Source organism: Ligilactobacillus ubinensis (genome assembly GCF_024160875.1).
Lineage (GTDB): Bacteria > Bacillota > Bacilli > Lactobacillales > Lactobacillaceae > Ligilactobacillus > Ligilactobacillus ubinensis.
Map to the genome: position 1 here is coordinate 1 of NZ_JAIULA010000064.1, position 332 is coordinate 332.

General features: G+C 45.2%; 2 tRNA genes. Both read right to left on the reverse strand.

Annotated elements, in window-relative coordinates:
• Window positions 1–26: 26 nt before the first annotated feature.
• Window positions 27–98 (reverse strand) — tRNA-Glu (locus LB941_RS12390).
• A 5-nt stretch (window positions 99–103) separates the two neighbouring features.
• Window positions 104–194 (reverse strand) — tRNA-Ser (locus tag LB941_RS12395).
• Window positions 195–332 lie beyond the last annotated feature (138 nt).

Sequence of the window (332 nt, forward strand, 5' to 3'; positions counted from 1 at the left end):
CCAACTGAGCTAATCCTCCATAAAAGTGACCCGTACGGGATTTGAACCCATGTTACCGCCGTGAAAGGGCGGTGTCTTAACCACTTGACCAACGGGCCATATACGGAGAGTAAGGGATTCGAACCCTTGAAACAGGCATTACCCGTTTACATGATTTCCAATCATGCTCCTTCGGCCAACTCGGACAACTCTCCATGAAAAATTTAAATTTCAGCATACAAAATATTAATATTTTAACTGAATTAATCTTTCAGCGTGCACGGCAACGTCCTACCCTCGCAGGAGGCGATCCTCCAACTACTCTCAGCGCTATGAAGCTTAACTTCTGTGTT